We start from the raw sequence: 18402 nt of genomic DNA on the forward strand, positions 1-18402 counted from the left end.
CCCTTGTGGGAGAAGGTGGATCGGCGCGCAGCGCCGAGACGGTTGAGGGGTGGGTGACGGAGTGCCGTCGGCGCCAAGCTGGAGCACCCCTAATCCGACCTCGCTTCGCGAGGCCCCTTCTCCCACAAGGGGAGAAGGAAGAACCGCCCTTACGCCGGCACGTGCCTCACGGCCCCCTTGTCGGCACTGGTGGCGAAGGCAGCGTAGGCGCGCAGCGCGGTCGTCACCTTGCGCTTGCGCTTTTCCTGCGGCTTCCAGGCGTCCGCGCCCTTGGCCTCCATGGCCGCGCGGCGCGCATCGAGTTCCGCGTCGTCCACGGCGAGGCGGATGGTGCGGTTCGGGATATCGATCTCGATCGTATCGCCCTCCTGCACCAGCCCGATCAGCCCGCCTTCCGCCGCTTCAGGCGAAGCATGGCCGATGGACAGGCCCGAGGTGCCGCCGGAGAAGCGGCCATCGGTGACCAGCGCGCAGGCCTTGCCCAGGCCCTTCGACTTCAGATAGCTGGTCGGATAGAGCATTTCCTGCATGCCGGGGCCGCCGCGCGGTCCCTCATAGCGGATGACGACGACATCGCCGGCCTTGATCTCATTGGCAAGGATCGCCTTGACCGAAGCGTCCTGGCTCTCGAAGACGCGCGCCGGACCGGTGAATTTCAGGATCGACTCGTCGACGCCGGCCGTCTTCACGATGCAGCCGTCGAGCGCCAGATTGCCTTTCAGCACGGCAAGGCCGCCATCTTTCGAGAAAGGCGTCTTCGCCGAGCGGATGACGCCGGTTTCGCGGTTCGTGTCGAGCTCGTCCCAGCGGCGGTCCTGGCTGAAGGCGACCTGTGTCGGCACGCCGCCGGGAGCGGCGAGGAAAAAGTCGCGCACATTCTGGCTCGAGGTGCGCGAAATATCCCAATGGTCGAGCGCTTCGCCGAGGCTGGCGGTATGCACGGTCGGCAGATCGCGATTGAGCAGTCCGGCCTCGTCGAGCTGGCCGAGGATGGCCATGATGCCGCCGGCGCGATGGACGTCTTCCATGTGCACGTCGGACTTGGCCGGCGCCACCTTGCAAAGGACAGGCACCCGCCGCGACAGCCGGTCGATGTCCTCCATGGTGAAGTCGACCTCGCCCTCATGGGCGGCGGCCAGGATGTGCAGCACCGTGTTGGTCGAGCCGCCCATGGCGATGTCGAGCGTCATGGCGTTCTCGAATGCGCCCTTGGAAGCGATGCTGCGCGGCAATGCACTCTCGTCATCCTGCTCGTAGTAGCGCTGGGCGAGATCGACGACGAGATGGCCGGCCTCGACGAACAGACGCTTGCGGTCGGCATGTGTGGCCAGCGTCGAGCCGTTGCCGGGCAGCGACAGGCCGAGTGCCTCGGTCAGGCAGTTCATCGAGTTGGCGGTGAACATGCCCGAGCAGGAGCCGCAGGTCGGGCAGGCCGAGCGCTCGATGACCTTGACATCCTCGTCGGAGATCTTGTCGTCGGCAGCGGCCACCATGGCGTCGACCAGGTCGAGCGCCTGCGTCTTGCCGGCCAGCACGACCTTGCCGGCTTCCATCGGCCCGCCGGAGACGAACACGGTCGGGATGTTGAGGCGCAGCGAGGCCATCAGCATGCCGGGGGTGATCTTGTCGCAGTTGGAGATGCAGACCATGGCGTCGGCGCAGTGCGCATTGACCATGTATTCGACGGAATCGGCGATCAGCTCGCGCGACGGCAGCGAATAGAGCATGCCGTCATGGCCCATGGCGATGCCATCGTCGACCGCGATGGTGTTGAATTCCTTGGCGACACCGCCGGCCTTCTCGATCTCGCGCGCGACGAGCTGGCCGAGGTCCTTCAGATGAACATGGCCGGGCACGAACTGGGTGAAGGAATTGACCACCGCGATGATCGGCTTGCCGAAATCACTATCCTTCATGCCTGTGGCGCGCCACAGGCCGCGGGCGCCGGCCATGTTGCGGCCATGGGTGGTGGTGCGGGAACGGTAGGCGGGCATGTTTTTTCCTTGGTGGCTGGCCGCGCCGGGCGCGGCGGCGCTGAATTTTGATCGCAGGGGTTATAGACGCGCAACTATGGTCTGGCCACAATTTTGCAATGCGCCAGATTCTCCAGGAAAATTTGGTGCCATTGTCGGATCGGGCGTCTCACGGCCGTCCTTGGGCAGACGGCAAGAAATGGCGCCTTTCCGGGAGCCAGCCGTTTCATTGTGGCAGCAAGACGCAACCGAGGAGCACGACATGCAAAAGATCACCACCTTCCTGTGGTTCGACGACCAGGCCGAAGAGGCCATGAACCACTACGTATCCATCTTCAAGAATTCGAAGGTGCTGAGCGTCACGCGCTGGCCGCAGGGCCATGCTTCGGAAGGCAAAGTGCTGGTGGCATCGTTCGAGCTCGACGGTGTGCAGTTCCAGGCGCTCAATGGCGGCCCGCAGTACAAGTTCACGGAGGCCATGTCGCTCTCGATCGACTGCAAGACGCAGGACGAGGTCGATCATTTCTGGAGCAAACTAACCGAAGGCGGCGGCGAACCCGGCCGATGCAGCTGGCTGAAGGACAAGTTCGGTGTTTCCTGGCAGGTCGTGCCGGAGCAATTGCCGCGACTGCTTCAGGACCCTGACAGGGCCAAGGCCGGCCGGGTGATGTCAGCGATGATGCAGATGGGCAAGATCGATATCGCCAAATTGGAGGCGGCGGCGAAAGGGTGATCGTAAGTGAGTAGTGAGTAGTGAGTAGTGAGTAGTGGATCACTACTCACTACTTACTGCTCATTAGAATCACGCCGCTTTGTCGCGAACCTGATAATCCTTGATCGTGGCGAAGCGGATCGCTTTCCAGCGCTCGGCTTCGTAGTTCAGCGAGAAGGCGTGCTGGGCGAGGAAGACCGGGTCGTTGTCGAGGTCGCGGGCGATGTCGCCCCGATGCGCCTCGATGAAGCGAAGCACCTCGGCCTTCTCATCGGCCGAGATCCAGCGGCAGACCGAAAAGCGCGACATCTCGAATTCGACGGGCAGCGTGTATTCGAAGTTCAGCCGCTCTTTCAGCACATCGAGCTGCAGGGCGCCGACGACGCCGACGATAGCCGGTGAGCCGTCCTCGGGCGAAAACAGCTGCACCACGCCTTCCTCGGCCATCTGGTGCAGCGCTTCCTTGAGTTTTTTCGCCTTCATCGCGTCGCCGAGGCGGACACGACGCAGGATTTCCGGGGCAAAATTCGGCACGCCGCGAAACAGGATTTCCTCGCCCTCGGTCAGCGTGTCGCCGATGCGCAGCGTGCCGTGGTTGGGGATGCCGACGACATCTCCGGCGAAGGCTTCGTCGGCGGTGACACGGGTGCGGGCGAAGAAGAATTGCGGGGCCGAGAGGCTCATCGGCTTTCCCGTGCGCACCAGCTTAGCCTTCATGCCGCGCTCGAGCTTGCCCGAGCAAACGCGCACGAAGGCGATGCGGTCGCGGTGGTTGGGATCCATGTTGGCCTGGATCTTGAAGACGAAGGAGGTCATTTTCTCCTCCGTCGCCTCGATGGTGCGGGTGTCGGCCTCCTGCGCGCGCGGTGGCGGGCCAAAGGCGCCAAGCGCCTCGATCAGGTCGCGCACGCCATAATTGCGCAGCGCCGAGCCGAAATAGACCGGTGTCAGATGGCCCTCGCGAAAAGCGTCGATGTCGAGCGGACGGCAGGCTTCGCGCGCGAGCTCCAGTTCCTCGATGAAGGGCTCGCGCTCGTTTTCCGGCAGCAGGCCGGCAACGCGGTTGGAATCGGGACCGTTGACCGGCGTGCGTTCCTTCTCGTCGTCGCCCTTGCGCACGGCGTTCAGCGCCAGGTGATAGGTGCCGGAAAAAGTCTTGCCACGGCCAATCGGCCAGGTGATGGGTGCGGTGTCCAGCGCCAGCTTCTGCTCGATCTCGTCCAAAATCTCGAACGGATCGCGGCTTTCACGGTCCATCTTGTTGACGAAGGTGATGATCGGGATGTCGCGCAGCCGGCAGACCTCGAACAGCTTCAGCGTGCGCGGCTCGATGCCCTTGGCGGCATCGATGACCATGACGGCCGAGTCGACCGCCGACAGCGTGCGATAGGTGTCGTCGGCGAAATCCTCGTGGCCCGGCGTGTCGAGCAGGTTGAAGACGTTGTCCTCATACTCGAACGTCATCACCGAGGTGACGACCGAAATGCCGCGCTCGCGCTCGATCTTCATCCAGTCGGAACGCGTCTGGATGCGGTCCTTCTTGGCCTTGACCTCGCCGGCAAGCTGGATGGCGCCACCGAACAGCAGCAGCTTTTCGGTTAGCGTCGTCTTGCCGGCGTCGGGGTGGGCGATGATCGCGAAAGTGCGGCGGCGCGCCACTTCCTCTGGAATAATTTCGGGCATTCTCTTGGGATTTCCGTGTGACAGGCCGGGCTTCTAGCAGCGCAGCGCCGGGCTGTCGACCGGTCCGGCGGCGTGAACGCCGCCGGTTGCATGGCTTGGTTCAGGCGGGTTCGTTCATGCGGCCCGCCTGAACGACCACCGGAAGCCAGCCGGCGATAGCGCTGCCGATCGTGTCGGCATGATCCTCCTGCAGGTAGTGCGCGCCAGGCCCGAGATCGATGAGACGGCAATTCTTCAAGTTGGCCGCGAATTCGCGTGCGGCCTGCGGTGAGACAAGCGCGCCTGGATCGCCGGCGAACAGCAATTTCGGATAGGTGGACAGCCGCAGCGCCCGATGGTCGTGTTCGCTGATGGCGGCGACGTCGGCGGGCTGGCCCTCGATCGGCAATTCCCGGGGCAGACGCAGCACCGGCCTGCGTGATCGCGGCGTCGGGAACGGCGCCCGGTAGACGGCCATCTCTTCGTTGCTCATTGTGCGCAGCACCGAGGCCGGCAGCAATTTTTTGACGAAGACATTGTCTTCCAGGACCAGCTTCTCGCCGATATCGGGCGTACGCAACGCCTTGAACATTTCGCGAGCTTGCGGACGCTGGTGAAAGTCCTCCCAACGCTCGAAGGGCCGGATGAACTCCATGAAGGCGAGGCCGAGAACGCGGCGCGGCCACCGCGCCGCAAGATGGAAGGCCAGGGCAGTACCCCAATCCTGGGCGACCAGAACCATGTCCCTGATGTCGAGCGCGTCGAGAAAGGCGTCGAGGTAGCGGACATGGTCGAAGAAGCGATAGTCGATATCGGGCTTGCCGGATTGGCCATAGCCGATCAGGTCGGGCGCGATGCAGCGCCCGAACGGCGCCACGTGCGGGATGATGTTGCGCCAGATATGCGACGAGGTCGGATTGCCATGCAGGAACAGCACGGTCGGACCGGACGCGCCGGCCTCGACAAAGGACATGGTCGAATCGAGGATGGCGATTTGCGAACGTCTCGCTGCGGCGACGCCCGCCTGAGGCATGTCGGCGTTCGAAGTCATGGGATCGGCTCCTTTCCAAAGACTGTACTGAAGATGATCTTCTTGAACCGCTCGAGCGGCTCGGGGCTACGCTCGACTTTCATACGCAGCATGGCGCCTTGCCAGGACGACAGCAGGAAGTCGGCAAGGTCCTCAGCGTCGAAGGCTCTCGTGATGTCACCGGTCGCCTGGCCTTCGGCGATGCAGGCAGCGAAGGGCTGACGCCAGCGCTCGAAGATCGCGACCAGCCGCAGGCGCAGCGGTTCGCTGTGCACGGCGGTCTCAAGACTGAGATTGCCGATCATGCAGCCGCGCGCCCAATCATGCGCCTCAAGCTTCGAGGTGATGAGATCGAGATAACGGCGCAGCCTGCCGACAGGCGGGGTCCCATCCTGCGCCAGCGCTGTTTCGACCAGTCCGCTGACGTAGGCGAAATAGCGGTCGACCACTTCGCCAACAAATTGCTCCTTGGAGGCAAAATGGTTTGTGAAGGAGCCCGGCCGGGCGTGAGCCGCGGCGACGATGTCGCGCACGCCGGCGGCGGCATAGCCCGAGTCCCAGATGGTCTGGAAACCGGCATCGAGGAGTTTTTCGCGGAGTGATTGTCGAGCCATGGCCATATAATACGTACGTACGTATTGATGTCAAGCTGCCTTTTTTACGGCATTCGATGTTGGCAAGCGGCGGACAGGATGGCACTTGGATGACATGTCACCCTTGGATCAGGAGCGAAGATGAGCGCCGGCAAACAAGTGATCGTCATCGGCTTGGGCATCATCGGTGCGTCGATTGCCTGGCACCTGACCAAAGCGGGCGCCCAGGTAACGGTCGTCGCCGACAGCGAGGCCGGGGGTGTCGCGACGCCCAATTCCTTTGCCTGGATCAATGCCAGCTGGGGCAATCCGGAGCCTTATTTCCGGCTGCGCAGCCGCGCCATGGCCGAATGGTCTCGGTTGGCGAGAGACCTGCCCGGCCTGCCGCTCAACTGGTGCGGCGGCCTGTGCTGGGATCTATCGGCGGCGGATATGGAAACCTATGCCGCGGAGCACTCAGCCTGGGGCTACGGCATCGAGCGCGTCGACCGTGCCGGCGCGGCGCGCATCGAGCCGAATCTCGCCGAACCGCCGGATTTCGCTTTGCATGTCGCCGAGGAAGGTGTTGCCGAGCCGGTCGCAGCCACCAAGGCCCTGCTGGCCGATGCCGAACAGCGCGGCGCGCGCATCCGTTCCAGTACGGTCATGGCGCTGATCCAGACCAATGGCAGGATAACCGGCGTGGGCACATCGCATGGGCTGATTGCCGCCGACGAGGTGGTGATCGCGGCAGGCGTCGGCTCGCCGGACATTGCCGCGACCGCCGGCATCAACCTGCCGATCGAGACCCCGCCCGGCCTGATCGTCCATTCGCGGCCATACAAGAAGCTGCTCAACGGACTGGTGCTGGCCGAGCGGCTGCACATGCGCCAGACGGCGGAAGGCCGTATCATCGCCGGCTCGGACTTCGGCGGCGCCGATCCGGGGATGGATGCCAAAGCCACCGCCCGCGCGTTGTTCGCGGCCACGAAAGCCATGTTGCGTGACAGCGACGGACTTGAGCTGGATTTCCACACGGTCGGCTACCGGCCGACACCGATCGACGGCTTTCCGATCATCGGCCGCGCCGAGGGCATGAATGGCGTCTACATCGCGGTCATGCATTCCGGCATCACGCTGGCGCCGGCCGTCGGCCTGTTCGCCACGCGCGAAATCCTTGGCGGCGAGCGCGACCCGCTGCTGGCGCCTTACGGACTCTCGCGCTTCGCTCAATAGCCGGGCGGACGACTGAAGCCGCCGGTCAAGGGTGCCATCCCCTTGCCCACGGCGAGCAGCCGCGCCTCCGACCAGCGTCCGCCGACAAGCTGCAGGCCGATCGGCAGGCCGTCGCTGTCCTGCCCGCAAGGTATCGAAAGCGCCGGGTGGCCGCTGTAGTTGAAGACGGCTCCGTAGGCTGGCAGCATCCAGTAGCTCTGGTCCTTGCCGTCGACTTTGATCGCAGTGCCCGGCGCACAATGCGGGAATGCCGTGGTCATGGCGACCGGGCAGAGCAGCGCGTCCCAATCCTCGAAAAAACGGTCCCAGGCGAGAATGGATTTGTCGCGGCGGGCCAGTGCCTCGAACCAGCGCGAGACCGATGCCGGCTCCTCCGGCGGTTCCTGCTGCGCCGCCTCCATCATCATGCCGATCAGCGCGCCGCCCTGGGCGAGATCGTCGTGCAGGTCGAGCTTGGGCAGTTTCGCGTCCTCGATGATGGCGCCGGCGTCTTGCAGTCGTCTTGCGAGATTTTCGACCGCTGCACTGATGCCGCCGGCCACTGGGAACCCGGGAAAGGAGGGCGCGAAAGCGATGCGCAAAGTTTGGAGGTCGAGCTTCGGCATGGCCTCGACCGACACCGGCGCAAGGTCGGTGTCGCGGTCGTCCGGGCCGGCGATGATCCGATAGATCAACGCCAAATCGTCGATGCTGCGCGCCAGTGGGCCGAGACAGGACATCAGCCGCACGCTACGCGCCGCACCGCCTGGATCCGGAAAGGCGCCGGCCAGCGAAACGCGATGTTCCGTCGGCTTCAGACCGTAGACGCCGCAGAACGCCGCGGGAAGGCGGATCGAGTCCTGCATGTCGGTGCCGATGTCGAACGGTGTCATGCCCGTGCAGACGGCGGCAGCGGCGCCGCCGCTGGATCCGCCCGAGGTGCGCTGGAGATTCCAGGGATTGCTGGTGCGGCCGAACAGCGGATTGTCCGATTGCCAGTCGGAGAGCATGGTGGCGACATTGGTCTTGGCCATCAGCACACCGCCGGCTGCCTTCAACCTGTTAACGACCGGGCTGTCCTCTTTCGCCACATAGTTGGCGAAGGGCGGGAAGCCTACCGTGGTTTTCATCCCAGATGTCTCGTGCATGTCCTTCAGCGTGAAGGGGACGCCGTGCAGCGGCCCAGGTGTGGCACCGCGCGCCAGTGCCGCGTCGGCCTTCCCGGCACGCTCGCGAGCCCCTTCCCTGTCGAGCGAGATGACAGCGTTGACGGCAGGATTGTGCCTGTCGATCTGCGCGAAGTGGGCGTCGAGCGCTTCGACGGCGGAGATTTTGCGCACGGCGATGGCGGCGGCGAGATCGGTGGCTGTGGAAAAGGCAAGGTCCATGATCGAGGCTCCGGCTTGCTGCCGCCTGCCCGTCAAGATGGCGGACAGCGGCGTGGCTTCAAGCAGAGTTGAGCATTCATTGGAGGCCCGCGCTTGATTGGGATTGCGTTGAGGTCGGCACTCTACGGCGCCCCCCTCTGTCCTGCCGGACATCTCCCCCACGGGTGGGGAGATTGGCAGCGTCGGCTCCGGCGCCTTTTCTTCAACGCTGAAAATTGGCGAAAGCCGTCGTGGTATCCGATCTCCGCCCTCGTGGGGGAGATGTCCGGCAGGACAGAGGGGGCGCTGTCCCACGACGTTAACCAGATGCACGAAAGTGAGGTTACCCAACCAGCGCCAGCTTCGCCGCAACCGGCGCAAACGGACGAATGTCGATGCCGTCCCTTGTCATGGTGACGAAGCTCGATGGCGGGATCGCCTGCCAGTCGCCGCCTTCGCGATCGAAGGGTTCGGAAACGATGCAGCGGCCAGCGCCCTTCCGGAAGATGGACGTGTAGAGCGTCGGCGCCTGGACGTCGGTGGCATAGCGTACCGCATACAGCGCCTGTCCGTCGGAGAAGGCGGCGGTCAATTTCAGCGCCGGCTCGAGACCAGCGCGGCGCGAGGCTTCGAGCACGCGGGAGGTGGCGCGGGAAACGGCACCTTGCGGGTCGGACGAAAGCCCTTCGTCGATCATGAGCAGAAAAAACAATTCGGAATCGGTGGTGCCTTCGCGCTGGTCGAAGACGGCGTCGGACAGCGAGTTCTCCAGCGCGCGGCGGATCTTCTCGAAACCGCCGATCTGGCCGTTGTGCATGAACGACCAGCGGCCGGAGATGAACGGATGGCAATTCATGCGGCTGGTGGCGCCGCCGGTCGAGGCCCGCACATGGGCGAGAAACAGGCCGGATTTGATCTGCCGGCACAGGCTCTTCAGGTTGGGATCGGACCACGCCGGCAGGATGTCGCGGTAGAGACCGGGCTCCGGCCGGTCGCTGTACCAGGCAAGGCCGAAACCATCGCCATTGGTCGGCGACTTCGCTTCCTGGGCGCAGTGGCTCTGGGCGATCAGCGAATGACAGGGCGCCGTGAGGATGTCTTCGAGAAAGACCGCTTCACCGAGATAGGCGGCCCACCGGCACATTGCTTCCGTCTTCCTTCAGGCGCGATCCGGAAGAGCAGCGGGCTCGTTGATCGCGTGTGTGCCTCTGTTGTGCGTCCGCTCGTAGAGCTCGCGAATGATTCGGCTGGCGGTAGTCTCAAAGAGAAATGGCAAGAAAGCGTGAACAAATGCTGCTGCCGCCGCCATCAGCAGGCGCGACGAAAACCATGCGGCGAAGGCCATATGGCCGAAATAGGTTTCGCCGACCTTGGCCGGATGAGAGGTAAAAATCCTTGCGACCGACATGCTGGTTCCCCTTCAGCGTTTGCGTTCCGATATGAGTATCCTGACACGCCTCACCGGTTCATTGGTCCCAAAATATCCTTGTATTTTGCAATTTCATGGGACAAGTATCCCACATGACACTGGCAATCGACGAAATTGATCGGAAATTGCTCGCCGAACTGCAACGCGACGGCACCTTGTCGGTCGACCAGTTGTCGGAGCGGGTGGCCTTGTCGCGCAATGCCTGCTGGCGGCGCGTCAAGCGGCTGGAGGAAGCTGGCGTCATCACCGGCCGCGTGGCGCTGGTCGATGCCGAGAAGCTCGGGCTTGGCCTTTCGGTGTTCATCCTGATCCGCACATCCAACCACGACCCGGACTGGCTGCAGAAATTCCGCGCCGCGGTGGCGGGCTTGCCCGAGATCATCGGCGTCTACCGCATGTCCGGCGATCTCGACTATGTGCTGCGCGCCCGCGTCGCCGACGTGAAAGCCTATGACCGACTCTACCAGCGGCTGATCGCCAAGGTGGCATTGTCGGATGTTTCCGCCTCCTTCGTCATGGAGGAGATCAAGGAGACGACGGTGGTTCCGATGGAAGTGCGTTGAGCCGTCCTCAGGCCACAGTGATGCCCGAAAGAAAGCCGTTGATAGCCCTGCGGTCGAGTTGACCGAATCGGCAATCGCGCCGATAGGATCGATTTTATGCGCGCAGCCCTTCAAACACCTTCCGTCATCGGTCCGACCGTCGGCTTCGTCAGGTTGCCGCATGGTGAGGGTCTTCCGCTTCCCGCTTATGAAAGCGCCGGCGCCGCCGGCATGGATTTGCGCGCGGCGGTGCCCGAAGACCGGCCGCTTCTGATCCTGCCGGGCAAGCGCGCCTTGGTGCCGACCGGGCTGATCCTGGAAATTCCCGAGGGCATGGAGGGCCAGGTGCGGCCACGCTCGGGCCTTGCCTTCAAACATGGCCTCACCGTCCTAAATTCACCCGGCACGGTCGACAGCGACTATCGCGGCGAGGTGAAGGTGCTGCTGGTCAATCTCGGCGACGAGGACTTCGCCGTGACGCGCGGCATGCGGATCGCCCAAATCGTTTTCGCCGCCGTGACGCAGGTGGCGGTGGAAGAGCGTTCGCTGGCCGGCGGCACGGCGCGCGGCTCGGGCGGATTCGGATCGACCGGCACCGCCTGATGCATGGCTGTGTTTCGGCATATCGAACCGATTTGTCGCGTAGACTGATCCAATATGACTGAAACACGGCCACTGCCAAAGCTCGTCATCTTCGACTGCGACGGGATCCTGGTCGATACCGAGAACCTCGCCAACCGGCGCCTTGCCGAATGGCTAAGCGCGACCGGCTATCCCGCGACCTTCGAATATTGCCGCAAGAACTTCTCCGGCCGCAGCATGGTGTCAGTGCAGAAAGAGATCGAAGAGACGACCAACGTCAGGCTCGGCGCCGATTTCGTCGAGCGCTGGAATGCCGGCCTGCCGGATCTGTTCGCCCATGGCGTCGAGGCGATCCCTTATGTCCGGGAGTTCATCGAGGCGGTCCGCGCGGCCGGCATCGCCTATTGCGTCGCCACCTCGGCAAGGATCTCCAAGATGCACATAACCCTTGGCCAGACCGGGCTGTTGCCGCTGTTCGAACACGCCATGTTCAGCGCCACCATGGTATCGCGCGGCAAGCCGTTCCCCGACCTGTTCCTGCACGCCGCCAGGACCATGGGCTTCGCGCCCGCCGACTGCATTGTCATCGAGGACAGCGTCGCCGGCACACAGGCCGGCATCGCCGCAGGCATGCGGGTGTTTTCCTATCATGGCGACCCCTATACCGACCGCGACGGCCTGATCCAGGCCGGCGGTATCCTGTTCGATGATATGCGCGAACTCGCCGGGCTGGTGCCGATCCACTGATTCGCCGGCCGTGTAGGCCGGGATAACGACATGCATAAAATCAGAAGCTTACAGCAGGTCGGGCGAATCCTATTCGCCGCGACATGCTGTAGCTGCGCGGCCCGGCAAGTCATGTTAGCTTCGCGGCGCTTGGGGTGAGGGGACGATATCAAGCATGTCAGGATTTTTGCATCGGCTCGTCCTTGCCTGCCTGTTGCTGCCATTGCTGTGCGGCGCGGCCGGAGCCCAGGATGCCGCCAGCCCGGACCTCGGCAAACCCATCGCCGGCCGCGCCGATGCGACCTATGCCGATCTCATCAGGATGGTCGTTCCGGATCTGACGGCGAAGGGCGATTATTATGTCGGCTCCTCGCCGATCGAGATGCGGCACATTGCCGGTCCCGACAATGACAGCTCGCCACCAGACGCACCGAGCGTTTTCAGCGCCGGCGTGCTTGGCATCAAAGCCGGCGGCAAGGACCGGCTGGCCATGCTGTTCGACCTCGGCGAGTCGCCCGACAGCACAGAGGGCTATGCGGTGCTGGCGCTTTATGACCTCACCGGCAAACCGAAGCTGCTCGATGCCGTCAATGTGGCGACCGACCGTTTCACCTTCTTTCGCCACCCCGGCAAACTTTCGCTCGGCGCCAGTGACGATGCGCTGATGATCTCCAGCACGCATTTCAATTCGAACCAGGGCTACATGTCGACGCCGCTTATCCTGGTGCGAGACGACCGTTTTGAGCTGATCGACCTCATCAACACGTTCGACGAAAATGTCCGTTCCTACCGGCGCTCCCAGGACCTGACCTTCCAGGCTTTGAGCGATGGCTCGCCCTACGCAGCGATCAAGGCGACGATAACCGACAAGACAGTGCCTGGCGAAGAGACTTGCGACGAACCGGCCCAGAAGGCCATGTCGAACGACATTTCCGTAACCTACCGCTGGGACAAGAAAACGGCGCGCTATGTCGCCGATTCCGACGCTTTCGAGAAATTGGCAGCAGACAACGAGAAACGCTTCTGAACCAACCGCATTCGTTTGCCCGGCCACGAACAGCGCGGTAGCATCCGCCCCGACACTCGTCATGGGGGAGCATTCATGGACAAGGGCAAGATTTTTCGCGACCTGCATGCCTCGACCTTCGTCATGCCCAATCCCTGGGATCCGGGCACGACGAAGCTGCTTGGCTCCTTCGGCTTCAAGGCGCTGGCCACGACCAGCGCCGGCTTTGCCTTTTCGCGCGGCTTGCCGGACGGAGCCGTGAGCTTCGACCAGATGATCCATCATTGCCGCGAGGTGACGGCCGCGACCGAACTGCCGGTTTCGGCCGATCTCGAGAAGGGCAAGGGCGACAGCGCCGAGCAGGCCGCCGAGACCATTTTCGCGGCGGAAGCCGCCGGGCTTGCCGGCTGCTCGATCGAGGACCACACCGGCGATCCGGACAAGCCCATCTATGAGTTTTCGCACGCGGTCGAGCGTGTCGCCGCCGCGGTGGAGGCGGCGCGGGCGCTGAAGCGCGACTTTGTCTTCACGGCGCGGGCCGAGAATTTCCTCTGGGGCAAGTCCGACCTCGACGACACGATCAAGCGGCTGCAGGCTTTCGAAAAGGCCGGCGCCGACGTGCTCTATGCGCCGGGCATCGGCGACGTCGAGATGGTACGGACCCTGTGCTCGGCGGTCGGCAAGCCGGTCAATGTCATGGCGAAGCCCGGCTTCACCATCGCCGACCTTGCCGTGGCCGGCGTCAAACGGATTTCGCTAGGGCCGTGGCTGGCCAATTTCGCCTACGGCATGCTGGAGACGGCGGCGCGCGAAATCCAGCAGGACGGCACGTTCGGCTTCGCCCGCGCCGCCATGCCGTTCGGCAAGTTGCAGGCGCTGTACGGCAAATCCCAGGGCTAGGACGGGCCCGGATGAACCTTACTGTCGTCGACATGCATACGGGCGGCGAGCCTCTCCGGATCGTCACGGGCGGCTATCCCAGTATTCCCAAGGGCACCATCCTGGAGAAGCGCGCCTATGTGCGCGACCATCTCGATCATTTGCGCAAACTGCTGATCTTCGAACCGCGCGGCCATTACGACATGTATGGCGCCCTGCTGGTCGAGACCGATTTGCCCGGTGCCGACGTCGCCGTGCTGTTCATGCACAATGAGGGTTATTCGACCATGTGCGGCCACGCCATCGTCGCGCTCGGCCGTTATGCGATCGATCAAGGGCTGGTGGCCAAGCAGGAGCCGTTCACCACCGTGAACATCGAGGCGCCGTGCGGCCTGGTCGTCGCCTCGGTCGCGGTCAGCGACGGCAAGGCCGGTTCGGTGTCGTTCGAGAGCGTGCCGGCCTTCCTGTTTGCTGGCGATCAACAGATCGAGCTGACGGAATATGGCAAGATCGGTTTCGATGTCGCCTATGGCGGCGCCTTTTACGCGCTGGCCGACTGTCATCAATTCGGCTTGGAGTTCGGCCGCGACCGCGTGCGCGATTTCGTCGACGCGGCAACCGGGCTGACGAACCGGCTCAAGGCCGAGTTTCCGCTGTCGCATCCTGATCATGATGACCTCGCCTTCCTCTACGGCACCATCCTGACCGATGGAAAGGATGCCTTTTCCGAAGAGGTCACCAGGAATGTCTGCGTCTTCGCCGAGGCCGAGGTCGACCGTTCGCCGACCGGTTCCGGCGTCACCGCCCGGCTGGCGGCCATGCATGCCAAGGGCGAGATCGCCATGGGGCAGACGCGCATTTTCGAGAGCATCGCCGGCTCGCGCTTTTCCGGGGTGGTGGCGCGAACGGCGAAGGCCGGCCCGCACGAAGCGATTGTCGCCCGCGTCGGCGGCCGTGCCTATTATTCCGGACAAGCCGAATTCATTGTCGAACCGGACGACGAGCTGGGGCGCGGCTTTCTCTTGCGCTGAAGGCTCAACCGCGTGCGGGACGGGCCGCTTTCCCGTGCCGAGACCGCCTTGTGCAGATGTACCATCATGGCAGCGGCGAAGAGCGGCGTCAGCAGGTTGAGCAGCGGCACGGCGAGGAAGGCCGCGATAACCAGCCCGGAGAGAAACACCGTGCCGGCATACCGCCTGCGCAGGGCCCTCGCATCTTCCTCCGGGCGAAAGCGCATGGCGGCGAATTCGAAGAATTCGCGTCCGAGCAGGTAGCCGTTGACGATGAAGAAGGCGGCGATGTTGATGCCCGGCACCAGCAGAAGCAGCAAGGCGACGATGTTGCCCAGGATGACGACGCCAAAGAATTTTATCGCCAGCACCAGCGATCGCAATGCCGGCATGGCGCGTCCGGCCGGGTCGCCGGGGTAGCCGGTGCGCTCGACCACTTCGGCGACATCGTCGAGGAACAGGCCGGCGATGACGGCCGTGACCGGCGCGACCAGCAGCGCCATGCCGAAGGCCAGCGCGATGGCGGCGATTAGTCCGCCCAGCCAACCGGCCCAGGACGGTATGCCGGGCAACAATGTCTGGAGCCACGGCAGGGCCAGCCATTCGACAAGGCTGGTCAGGCCGAACCACAGGGCGACCAGCGCCAACAGGGTCAGGCCAAGCGTCTTGATGAACACGGAGCGAAACGGAGGCGAGAGCAACTCCAGGGCCGCGGTGCGGGCAGCGTCGAAAATCACCGTGCTTCACCCCCAGGTCAGCGGACACAGCCACAAGGCAGGACGCTCCCGAGATAGGCAGTGCGGCCCGCGAGCACAAGCGCGGGCCGTTGCCGGCCATCGTATGCTCCAAAGATCTGACTATCGGGCAAAGCCTGGCTTGCGGACCGGTATGGTCATGGCAGCCACGCCGACAACGACAAAACCCATACCGAGCCAAGCCGTGGGACCAAGGCTTTCACCGAGGAACACGGCACCGATGCCGACGCCGATCGGCACGCGCAGATAGGCCTGAGACGTCGTGCCGACCGAACCCAGCGTGTGGATCAGACGGAAATAGATGACGAAAGCCAGTGCCGTCGAAAACACGGACAGGCCGAGCAAAGCGAGGATGGAAGCCCCCGAAGGCGCCAGCGTCCACGGCTGGTCGACCGCCAGGCTGAGCGGCACCAGCATGATCGCGCCGCACAGCATCGAACCGGCGGCGGGAAGCATCGGATCGAGGCCCCTGAAGCCGCGGCCGAAAATGGCGGCGCCCGCATAGCATACGGTCGCCGCGACGATGGCTAGCTGTGCCCAGAGCTGGTGGCCGATGCCGCCAAGCGCCTGCGTGCCGACGATCAGGCAGATGCCGGCAATGCCTGCGCCGACGCCGACCAGCTTGCGCGCCGTCACCGGCTCATGACGGGTGATGAGCGCCGTCAGCAGGAAGGTGAAGATCGGCGAGGTGGCGTTGAGGATGGTGGCAAGGCCGGCGTCGACCGAACGCTCGGCGGCGGCGATCAGCGTGAACGGGACGACGCTGTTGAGGCAGGCCTGGAAGGCGAAGCGGCGCCAGCTTGCCGCGTCGCCCGGCATGGCAAGCCCGCGCCAGCGGATGATGGCGAACAGGATGGCGCCGGCGATCAGGGTGCGGGCAGCAATGAAGGTGATGGGCGGGATGGTCTCGACGCCGATCTTGATGAAGGTATAGGACGCGCCCCACAGCACCGCCAGCACGCCGAGCAACGCCAGGTCGGTGGTCGTATCGCTCTTTGCTGACATGGGCTTGCCGCCTCCGGATCGGGATCGAACAAGCCCTTTTAGGCAACGCCATGGCGAAATGCTTCGGCCACGATCGAATTGTCGTAACGCCTGGGTACAACGAAAACCAACTGCGGGACTGTCTTGCAGGCGCGCAGTCGCGGGCTTCTTCGGCAAAGGACGGGCCTCGCCGCTACGCCGGCAACGACAGAAAATCGGTTGCCAGTTTTCAGGGTCATGCTGTAGACCCGCGCGGGCATGGCGAGAAGCCGGCTCGGGTTTGGCGGAGACATTGATGCCGGATTATGACGTGCTTTGCATCGGCAATGCGATTGTCGACATCATCGCCCAGTGCGAGGAGGACTTCCTCGAGACCAACGGCATCATCAAGGGCGCGATGAACCTCATCGACACCCACCGCGCCGAATTGCTCTACAGCCGCATGGGCCCGGCGATCGAGGCCTCCGGCGGCAGTGCCGGCAACACGGCGGCTGGTGTCGCCTCCTTCGGCGGACGCGCCGCCTTCTTCGGCAAGGTCTCCAACGATGCGCTGGGCGAAATCTACGCGCATGACATCCACGCGCAGGGCGTCGCCTTCGACACCAGGCCGCTCGAGGGCGAGCCGCCGACGGCGCGCTCGATGATCTTCGTCACCCCCGATGGCGAGCGCTCGATGAACACCTATCTCGGCGCCTGCGTCGAACTCGGACCGGAAGATGTCGAGGCCGACAAGGCGTCGGGCGCCAAGGTCACCTATTTCGAAGGTTATCTATGGGACCCGCCGCGCGCCAAGGAAGCCATCCGGCAGACGGCGAAACTTGCGCACGCGGCCGGTCGCGAAGTGTCGATGACCTTGTCGGATCCATTCTGCGTCGACCGCTACCGCGACGAGTTCCTCGACCTGATGCGCTCGGGCACGGTCGACATCGTTTTTGCCAACAGCCACGAGATCAAGTCGCTTTACCAGACTTCGTCGTTCGACGAGGCGCTGGCGCAGATCCGCAAGGATTGCAAGATCGCGGCGGTGACCCGTTCCGAAAAAGGCTCGGTCATCGTACGCGGCGACGAGACCGTGGTCATAAAGGCAACCGCCATCAAGGAACTGGTCGACACGACAGGCGCCGGCGACCTCTACGCCGCCGGTTTCCTGCATGGCTATACACAGGGCCGAGACCTCCAGACCTGCGGCGATCTTGGCTCACTGGCGGCCGGATTGGTGATCCAGCAGATCGGCCCAAGGCCACGGCAGAACCTGCGCAAAGAGGCCGAGCAAGCGGGGTTGTTGTAGAAACGCCTTTCCCTTCTCCCCTTGTGGGAGAAGGTGGCCGCGAAGCGGCCGGATGAGGGGCGTTCCAGCTTGGCACCGACAGGCACTCCGTCCAGCACCCTCAACCGTCTTGGACGACTCACGGGCCTCGCCCGCCCTTCGGGCCCCTCAGGGGAGAAGGCAAGCGCGGACCGCTTCTCACCGTCGCGCAGTTGTCACATACCGCTCCTAAACGCAAATGCGAGCGTGCTGTGACTGACATTTCGGCACGCTAATCAGGGTGTGGAGCAATGCAGGACAGCAACCTGTCGGGTCGCCGCATCGGTTGCCGTCGCGCTTTCCATTTTCCGCCGTAACCATTCAACAACCGGCCGCGGCTGAGGGAGGAGCGCGCGCGGCCCAGAAGACAGATGCATGACCAGATTTCAGACTAAGACGACCGGCATGACGCAGGACGATTTCGCCGACATGGTGGCGGAAAAGGTCGAGCGTGCGCTTGCCCACTATGACGAGGCCATCAACGGCCCGACAATGATCTCGGTCGGCAAGATCGCCGGCAGCATAGCGTCCGCCGTCACCTTGCTGTCGCCCAAGCACCAGCGCGCCATCGACGCCATCCATGCCGACCTTCCCGGCCTTGCCTCGAAATTCGTGCGCGCGCTCGCGGCGGAAGCCGCGCGCCGCAGCGAAG

18 protein-coding genes and 1 pseudogene are annotated in these 18402 nt (G+C 63.9%); 10 read left to right on the plus strand and 9 right to left on the minus strand.

Translation table 11 applies throughout. The features are described 5' to 3' along the window. Nucleotides 1–149 precede the first annotated feature (149 nt). Entirely contained in the window at nt 150–1994 is a 1845-nt protein-coding gene (gene ilvD / locus O7A61_RS07925; protein WP_337129254.1) for a dihydroxy-acid dehydratase, read from the minus strand. A 241-nt stretch (nt 1995–2235) separates the two neighbouring features. Here ilvD and O7A61_RS07930 point away from each other — a divergent pair, with 241 nt between their 5' ends. Continuing rightward, nucleotides 2236–2706: a VOC family protein gene (locus tag O7A61_RS07930; protein WP_027142181.1), complete on the plus strand. Its 471-nt coding sequence runs from the start codon at nt 2236–2238 to the stop codon at nt 2704–2706. A gap of 69 nt (nt 2707–2775) precedes the next feature. Here the strand turns inward: O7A61_RS07930 and O7A61_RS07935 are convergent, their stop codons facing one another. The 3 genes from O7A61_RS07935 to O7A61_RS07945 all read right to left on the minus strand — a co-directional run bounded on the left by O7A61_RS07935 (nt 2776) and on the right by O7A61_RS07945 (nt 5991). Further along, nucleotides 2776–4368, minus strand: a complete 1593-nt coding sequence (locus tag O7A61_RS07935; RefSeq protein ID WP_337129255.1) for a peptide chain release factor 3 — start codon at nt 4366–4368, stop codon at nt 2776–2778. A 100-nt stretch (nt 4369–4468) separates the two neighbouring features. Further along, nucleotides 4469–5398, minus strand: coding sequence for a haloalkane dehalogenase (locus tag O7A61_RS07940; RefSeq protein ID WP_337129256.1), 930 nt, complete (start codon nt 5396–5398; stop codon nt 4469–4471). After that, nucleotides 5395–5991, minus strand: coding sequence for a TetR/AcrR family transcriptional regulator (locus tag O7A61_RS07945; protein ID WP_337129257.1), 597 nt, complete (start codon nt 5989–5991; stop codon nt 5395–5397). Before O7A61_RS07945 ends, O7A61_RS07940 begins: the two co-directional genes overlap by 4 nt. A gap of 120 nt (nt 5992–6111) precedes the next feature. Here O7A61_RS07945 and O7A61_RS07950 point away from each other — a divergent pair, with 120 nt between their 5' ends. Then, nucleotides 6112–7185, plus strand: a complete 1074-nt coding sequence (locus O7A61_RS07950) for an NAD(P)/FAD-dependent oxidoreductase (RefSeq protein ID WP_337129258.1) — start codon at nt 6112–6114, stop codon at nt 7183–7185. On the opposite strand, the gene O7A61_RS07955 is transcribed toward O7A61_RS07950, so the two are convergent. From O7A61_RS07955 to O7A61_RS07965, 3 genes are all read right to left on the minus strand, one after another. Then, entirely contained in the window at nt 7179–8552 is a 1374-nt protein-coding gene (locus O7A61_RS07955; protein ID WP_337129259.1) for an amidase, read from the minus strand. The two genes, O7A61_RS07950 and O7A61_RS07955, sit on opposite strands and share 7 nt — an antisense overlap. Before the next feature lie 322 nt (nt 8553–8874). Beyond that, nucleotides 8875–9675 carry a class II glutamine amidotransferase gene (locus tag O7A61_RS07960; RefSeq protein WP_337129260.1) on the minus strand — a complete coding sequence of 267 codons (801 nt, stop codon included), beginning with the start codon at nt 9673–9675 and terminating at the stop codon, nt 8875–8877. A gap of 15 nt (nt 9676–9690) precedes the next feature. Beyond that, a complete protein-coding gene (locus tag O7A61_RS07965) occupies nt 9691–9939 on the minus strand; it encodes a DUF6356 family protein (protein ID WP_337129261.1) in 249 nt (82 codons plus the stop codon). Nucleotides 9940–10052: 113 nt separating this feature from the next. Between O7A61_RS07965 and O7A61_RS07970 the strand changes: the two genes are divergently transcribed. The 6 genes from O7A61_RS07970 to O7A61_RS07995 all read left to right on the plus strand — a co-directional run bounded on the left by O7A61_RS07970 (nt 10053) and on the right by O7A61_RS07995 (nt 14726). After that, nucleotides 10053–10523, plus strand: a complete 471-nt coding sequence (locus O7A61_RS07970; RefSeq protein WP_337129262.1) for an Lrp/AsnC family transcriptional regulator — start codon at nt 10053–10055, stop codon at nt 10521–10523. A gap of 96 nt (nt 10524–10619) precedes the next feature. Then, on the plus strand, nt 10620–11105 hold the full coding sequence (gene dut, locus O7A61_RS07975; protein ID WP_140760788.1) for a dUTP diphosphatase: 486 nt from the start codon (nt 10620–10622) through the stop codon (nt 11103–11105). A gap of 54 nt (nt 11106–11159) precedes the next feature. Beyond that, nucleotides 11160–11831 carry an HAD family hydrolase gene (locus O7A61_RS07980; RefSeq protein ID WP_337129263.1) on the plus strand — a complete coding sequence of 224 codons (672 nt, stop codon included), beginning with the start codon at nt 11160–11162 and terminating at the stop codon, nt 11829–11831. A gap of 154 nt (nt 11832–11985) precedes the next feature. Then, nucleotides 11986–12837, plus strand: coding sequence for a hypothetical protein (locus O7A61_RS07985; protein WP_337129264.1), 852 nt, complete (start codon nt 11986–11988; stop codon nt 12835–12837). A 75-nt stretch (nt 12838–12912) separates the two neighbouring features. Then, nucleotides 12913–13716 carry an isocitrate lyase/PEP mutase family protein gene (locus tag O7A61_RS07990; RefSeq protein ID WP_337129265.1) on the plus strand — a complete coding sequence of 268 codons (804 nt, stop codon included), beginning with the start codon at nt 12913–12915 and terminating at the stop codon, nt 13714–13716. A gap of 11 nt (nt 13717–13727) precedes the next feature. Next, a complete protein-coding gene (locus tag O7A61_RS07995; protein WP_337129266.1) occupies nt 13728–14726 on the plus strand; it encodes a proline racemase family protein in 999 nt (332 codons plus the stop codon). Here O7A61_RS07995 and O7A61_RS08000 read toward each other — a convergent pair. Together O7A61_RS08000 and O7A61_RS08005 are read right to left on the minus strand one after the other, a co-directional pair. Continuing rightward, the gene (locus O7A61_RS08000) at nt 14657–15442 is read right to left on the minus strand and encodes a sulfate transporter family protein (RefSeq protein WP_337129267.1); all 786 of its coding nucleotides are present in this window, start codon (nt 15440–15442) and stop codon (nt 14657–14659) included. The two genes, O7A61_RS07995 and O7A61_RS08000, sit on opposite strands and share 70 nt — an antisense overlap. A gap of 120 nt (nt 15443–15562) precedes the next feature. Beyond that, nucleotides 15563–16465 (minus strand): DMT family transporter, encoded by a 903-nt coding sequence (locus tag O7A61_RS08005; RefSeq protein ID WP_337129268.1) that lies wholly within the window; start codon nt 16463–16465, stop codon nt 15563–15565. 274 nt (nt 16466–16739) lie between these two features. Between O7A61_RS08005 and O7A61_RS08010 the strand changes: the two genes are divergently transcribed. Continuing rightward, nucleotides 16740–17732: an adenosine kinase gene (locus tag O7A61_RS08010; protein ID WP_337129269.1), complete on the plus strand. Its 993-nt coding sequence runs from the start codon at nt 16740–16742 to the stop codon at nt 17730–17732. 393 nt (nt 17733–18125) lie between these two features. After that, nucleotides 18126–18402: pseudogene (locus O7A61_RS08015) on the plus strand (hypothetical protein); the annotation flags it as partial.

Source organism: Mesorhizobium sp. Cs1321R2N1 (assembly GCF_037179725.1).
Taxonomy (GTDB): domain Bacteria; phylum Pseudomonadota; class Alphaproteobacteria; order Rhizobiales; family Rhizobiaceae; genus Mesorhizobium; species Mesorhizobium salmacidum.

Excerpts from the sequence above, each read along its gene's own strand:
- O7A61_RS07945 (WP_337129257.1), bottom strand. The coding sequence starts at position 5,991 with ATGGCTCGACAATCACTCCGCGAAAAACTCCTCGATGCCGGTTTCCAG.
- O7A61_RS07960 (WP_337129260.1), bottom strand. The coding sequence starts at position 9,675 with ATGTGCCGGTGGGCCGCCTATCTCGGTGAAGCGGTCTTTCTCGAAGAC.
- O7A61_RS07970 (WP_337129262.1), top strand. The coding sequence starts at position 10,053 with ATGACACTGGCAATCGACGAAATTGATCGGAAATTGCTCGCCGAACTG.
- O7A61_RS08010 (WP_337129269.1), top strand. The coding sequence starts at position 16,740 with ATGCCGGATTATGACGTGCTTTGCATCGGCAATGCGATTGTCGACATC.
- dut (WP_140760788.1), top strand. The coding sequence starts at position 10,620 with ATGCGCGCAGCCCTTCAAACACCTTCCGTCATCGGTCCGACCGTCGGC.
- O7A61_RS07990 (WP_337129265.1), top strand. The coding sequence starts at position 12,913 with ATGGACAAGGGCAAGATTTTTCGCGACCTGCATGCCTCGACCTTCGTC.
- ilvD (WP_337129254.1), bottom strand. The coding sequence starts at position 1,994 with ATGCCCGCCTACCGTTCCCGCACCACCACCCATGGCCGCAACATGGCC.
- O7A61_RS07980 (WP_337129263.1), top strand. The coding sequence starts at position 11,160 with ATGACTGAAACACGGCCACTGCCAAAGCTCGTCATCTTCGACTGCGAC.
- O7A61_RS07955 (WP_337129259.1), bottom strand. The coding sequence starts at position 8,552 with ATGGACCTTGCCTTTTCCACAGCCACCGATCTCGCCGCCGCCATCGCC.
- O7A61_RS07985 (WP_337129264.1), top strand. The coding sequence starts at position 11,986 with ATGTCAGGATTTTTGCATCGGCTCGTCCTTGCCTGCCTGTTGCTGCCA.
- O7A61_RS07965 (WP_337129261.1), bottom strand. The coding sequence starts at position 9,939 with ATGTCGGTCGCAAGGATTTTTACCTCTCATCCGGCCAAGGTCGGCGAA.
- O7A61_RS07930 (WP_027142181.1), top strand. The coding sequence starts at position 2,236 with ATGCAAAAGATCACCACCTTCCTGTGGTTCGACGACCAGGCCGAAGAG.
- O7A61_RS07935 (WP_337129255.1), bottom strand. The coding sequence starts at position 4,368 with ATGCCCGAAATTATTCCAGAGGAAGTGGCGCGCCGCCGCACTTTCGCG.
- O7A61_RS07995 (WP_337129266.1), top strand. The coding sequence starts at position 13,728 with ATGAACCTTACTGTCGTCGACATGCATACGGGCGGCGAGCCTCTCCGG.
- O7A61_RS07950 (WP_337129258.1), top strand. The coding sequence starts at position 6,112 with ATGAGCGCCGGCAAACAAGTGATCGTCATCGGCTTGGGCATCATCGGT.
- O7A61_RS08005 (WP_337129268.1), bottom strand. The coding sequence starts at position 16,465 with ATGTCAGCAAAGAGCGATACGACCACCGACCTGGCGTTGCTCGGCGTG.
- O7A61_RS07940 (WP_337129256.1), bottom strand. The coding sequence starts at position 5,398 with ATGACTTCGAACGCCGACATGCCTCAGGCGGGCGTCGCCGCAGCGAGA.